Origin of the sequence: Avibacterium endocarditidis, from assembly GCF_002921145.1 — a bacterium.
GTDB lineage: Bacteria > Pseudomonadota > Gammaproteobacteria > Enterobacterales > Pasteurellaceae > Avibacterium > Avibacterium endocarditidis.
In genome coordinates, this window is sequence record NZ_PQVI01000112.1 from 1 (window position 1) to 4,148 (window position 4,148).

Here is a 4,148-nt window from a genome sequence, read left to right on the forward strand (position 1 = left end):
TATTACTCTTCATAAGCGTAAGTGGGACGATGTAATCTTGCTAAAAAAAGCACTTTTGCAAAAAATGTTCCCGAAAAATGGAGCAGATTTTCCAGAAATTCGTTTTCCTGAATTTACTGACGCTTGGGAAAAGTGCAAGTTCAAAAATTTCTTTAATAAATCTATTTCTAACAATACGCTATCAAGAAGTGAATTAACTTTGAAAGAGGGAATGATACATAATATTCATTATGGCGATATATTGATTAAATATGGTTCAATAGTTGATTTGAATAATGATAAAGACATAATTCCCTATATTTCTAATGCAAGAGAAGAGGATTATGTAGATAAATTTCTAAGAAATGGTGATATTGTGATTGCTGATACCGCTGAAGATAATAGCGTTGGCAAAGCCATAGAAATCATAAACTTAGACAATAAGCCTATTGTTGCAGGTTTACATACTATGGCATTTAGATCACAAACTCGCATAGCCCCTTATTTTATGGGATATTATTTGAATTCCAATTCTTATCGTTCACAGCTTAGGAAATTATTTCAAGGCATTAAAGTCTTATCTATTAGTAAATCAAATATATCGGAGACTTTCATATCATATCCCCGTAATAAAAGCGAACAACAAAAAATCGGCAATCTATTTAAACAGCTGGATCGCCTTATTACTCTTCATAAGCGACAGCACGAGCATTATCAGCTTTTGAAAAAAGCCTTATTACAGCAAATGTTTGTTTAAGTTTTAAGTTAAAGAATTTATTTTACGGAGTTTTTATGACAACTATCTCAAATATCACCAACCAAATTTGGGCAATGGCAAATGACTTACGCGGCAATATGGACGCCTCAGAATATAAAAATTATATTTTAGGTTTTATTTTTTACCGCTATCTTTCTGAACATCAAGAGGCTTATTTGCTTGACAATGGGATTATTACGCCTAAACCGCACCAAAGTGCCAATGACGCCTATTTCGAAGCCGTACAACAAGATGGCTTAGACGATTATTTAAATGATATTGCCAACACCTTGGGTTATGCCATTGAACCTGCGGATACTTGGGCAACGTTAATCCAAAAAATTGAGCAAAATCAGATTGTTCCAAGTGATTATCAAGCACTTATTGATAATTTCAACCAAAATAGTGAAATTAACCCTGAAGCACAAAAAGATTTCCGTGGCATATTTAGTGATCTTAATTTAAGTGATTCTCGCCTTGGGACTAACACCAATGACCGCACGAAAGCGTTAAATAAAGTAGTGCAGTTGGTTAATGAAGTGCAGTACAAAGACGATAACGGCAGAGATATTTTAGGCGAAATTTATGAAGAACTGATCGGCAAATTCGCTGCAAATGCGGGCAAAAAAGGGGGGGAATTTTACACCCCTCACGCCGTCAGCCAAATTCTCGCTAGAATTGTCACTCAAGATGCCAAAACAGACGATGTGTTCACGGTTTACGACCCAACTTGTGGCTCGGGCTCTTTATTGCTTACTGTAGGAAATGCCTTACCAAATGGCAAAAAAGAGGGCGCAATCAAGTATTACGGACAAGAACTTTCCACCACAACTTACAACTTGGCAAGAATGAACTTAATGATGCACGGCGTCAGCTTTGCCAATATGACATTATCTAACGCCAATACGCTAGAATCCGACTGGCCAGACGGCTTAGATAAAGACGGCATCGACCGCCCACGCAGCTTTGATGCGGTGGTCGCCAACCCTCCTTATTCTGCCAACTGGGATAATGCTGAGCGTAAATTAAAAGATCCCCGTTTTTCCGAATACGGCAAACTTGCACCAAAATCTAAAGCGGATTTTGCCTTTATTTTACACAGTCTGTACCACTTAAAAAACAATGGCACAATGGCAATCGTATTACCGCACGGCGTGTTATTCCGCGGTGCGGCAGAAGGACATATTCGCAAGATATTAATTGAGAAAAATTATATTGATGCAGTCATTGGTTTACCGGCAAATTTATTTTTGGTACATCTATCCCAACTTGTATTTTAGTGTTCAAAAAAGACCGCACTTCTCGCGATATTTTATTTATTGATGCCAGCCAACACTTTGAGAAAGGCAAAAATCAAAACCATCTCAGCGAACAGCACATTAACGCCATTGTTGAGGCTTATCAAAAACGCGAAAATATTGAGAAATTCGCTCAACTTGCCCCCCTAGAGGAAGTACAAGCTAATGAATACAATCTCAATATTCCTCGCTATGTAGATACCTTCGAAGCAGAAGAAGAAATCGATCTTGATGAAGTGCTTGCCAAAATTGCTGAAGATAAAGCAGAAATTGCTCAACTTGAAGCCGAAATCAACGAACAGTTAAACATTCTTGGGGTTAAATCAATACTTTAATTGATTGATTTATAACTAGGATTTTTGTTTTTATCATTATTTAAAAGCCATTTAGCCAATTATTCTAAATGGCTTTTTTATCATCAAAAATCCTTACGCTTGGGAAAAGTGGGAGTTGAATAAAATAGCTATTAAGGTAACAGAAAAAAATAAAGACGGAATATTTCAAGAAACATTAACTAACTCAGCAGAATTTGGTGTTATCTCTCAACGAGATTTTTTTGATAAAGACATTTCTAACCCTGAGAATCTAAATGGATACTATATTGTTAAACCAAATGATTTTGTGTATAACCCTAGAATTTCCAATCTTGCTCCCGTTGGACCAATAAAGCGTAACCAATTGAATAGAATAGGGGTTATGTCGCCTTTATATTTTATTTTTAGAGTATCTTCAAATATAGATCTTGATTTTCTAGATGCCTTCTTTTCTACGAATTTATGGCACTTATTTATGAAATTAAATGGTGATTCGGGAGCAAGAGCGGACAGAATAGCAATAAAAGATAAAATATTTATGGAAATACCTATTTCTCTCCCCACTCTCCCAGAACAACAAAAAATCGGCAATCTGTTTAAACAGCTAGATCGGCTTAATTACTCTTCATAAGCGAGAGTAGATAAAATCACCGCCCTAAAGGGCGGTGAAAGATCCTTTATTTTCTATAAGTTAAGTAATATTTAGATTTGATAACGATCGCATTACAATATCCACATCCTTATTTTCCAATTCGTGAATAATATGCAAATAGGGTTTTTTGTGTGGTGGTAATGCTGGCGTGTCCTAAGCGGCGAGCAACGCTAGCAATGGACACCCCTGCAAATAACAGCAGTGAGGCGTGAGTGTGGCGCAGTCCGTGTACCGTAATAATTGGGATTGCCGCCTTTCTACAATAACGTGCAATAAGATCATTAATCGTGGAATTATAAACTTTTTCCTGATTTGGCAGAAAAATAGGAATATTTTCAGGACAATGACGGATTAATTGTGCAAATTGAATAATTGTTTGCCAATCCAACTGAACTTTACGAATGGAAGATCGATTTTTAGTGGGTAAAAATCCGCCGTCATTTTTATAATCCCAAGTTTTATTTATGGTTAATGTTTGTCGTGCAAAATCAAAATCTTTTGGGGTAACCGCAAGGGCTTCTGAAAAACGCAATCCTGTTTTAGCAATCAATAAAATCAGCCAGTCAAAACTTAATTTTTCACTTAAATTAAGCTGATGAATAAGAGTTTGTAATTCATATTGGCTGAGATATTTCGGTTTTTTCTCGCGTGGAATTTTGCCTTTAATAATTGCTTTACGTGTAGGATCACGAATAACTAATCCTTCATCAACCGCATCTAAAATTGCCCCTTTAATTTGATGATGAAAATCCATCACAGTTTGTCGCTCGTGGCTACTTGCATAGTCATTTAATAGCTGTTGATAGCTAATTCGGTTGAGATCACATAGCCTTAATTTAGGTACCAGGCGAATAAGCCAGGTATGCGTCATTTTATATTTAGCCAGCGTAACAGGGCGAATCGCCCCCTCTTTATAAATGCGAATCCAACGTTTGAAATAACGATGAAAAAGCTCTTGATTAGTTAATCGCATAGAGATGTCCTCCATTTTATTGGGTTGAAAATTACACAATACAATGTGAGAACTATTCAGCGATTTTGTCTATTTTGCAAGATTTTCACTTTGTTTTTATTATATTTTTTCTAATGGCTATCACTTATGAAGAGTAATAAGATGATCTAGCTGTTTAAACAGATTACCGATTTTT

General features: G+C 36.1%; 3 protein-coding genes and 1 pseudogene. 3 read left to right on the forward strand and 1 reads right to left on the reverse strand.

Annotated features, from left to right (window positions below; all coding sequences use genetic code 11):
• The 3 genes and pseudogenes from C3Z13_RS08605 to C3Z13_RS08615 form a co-directional block, all read left to right on the forward strand.
• Positions 1 to 736 (forward strand): restriction endonuclease subunit S (locus tag C3Z13_RS08605; RefSeq protein ID WP_219827909.1); only part of this gene is annotated, 736 nt, incomplete at its 5' end.
• 98 nt (positions 737 to 834) lie between these two features.
• Positions 835 to 2,369: pseudogene (locus C3Z13_RS08610) on the forward strand (type I restriction-modification system subunit M).
• 115 nt (positions 2,370 to 2,484) lie between these two features.
• Positions 2,485 to 2,979 carry a restriction endonuclease subunit S gene (locus tag C3Z13_RS08615; protein WP_245872603.1) on the forward strand — a complete coding sequence of 165 codons (495 nt, stop codon included), beginning with the start codon at positions 2,485 to 2,487 and terminating at the stop codon, positions 2,977 to 2,979.
• Between the two features lie 109 nt (positions 2,980 to 3,088).
• Here the strand turns inward: C3Z13_RS08615 and C3Z13_RS08620 are convergent, their stop codons facing one another.
• Entirely contained in the window at positions 3,089 to 3,973 is an 885-nt protein-coding gene (locus C3Z13_RS08620; RefSeq protein WP_245872604.1) for a site-specific integrase, read from the reverse strand.
• Between the last annotated feature and the right edge of the window lie 175 nt (positions 3,974 to 4,148).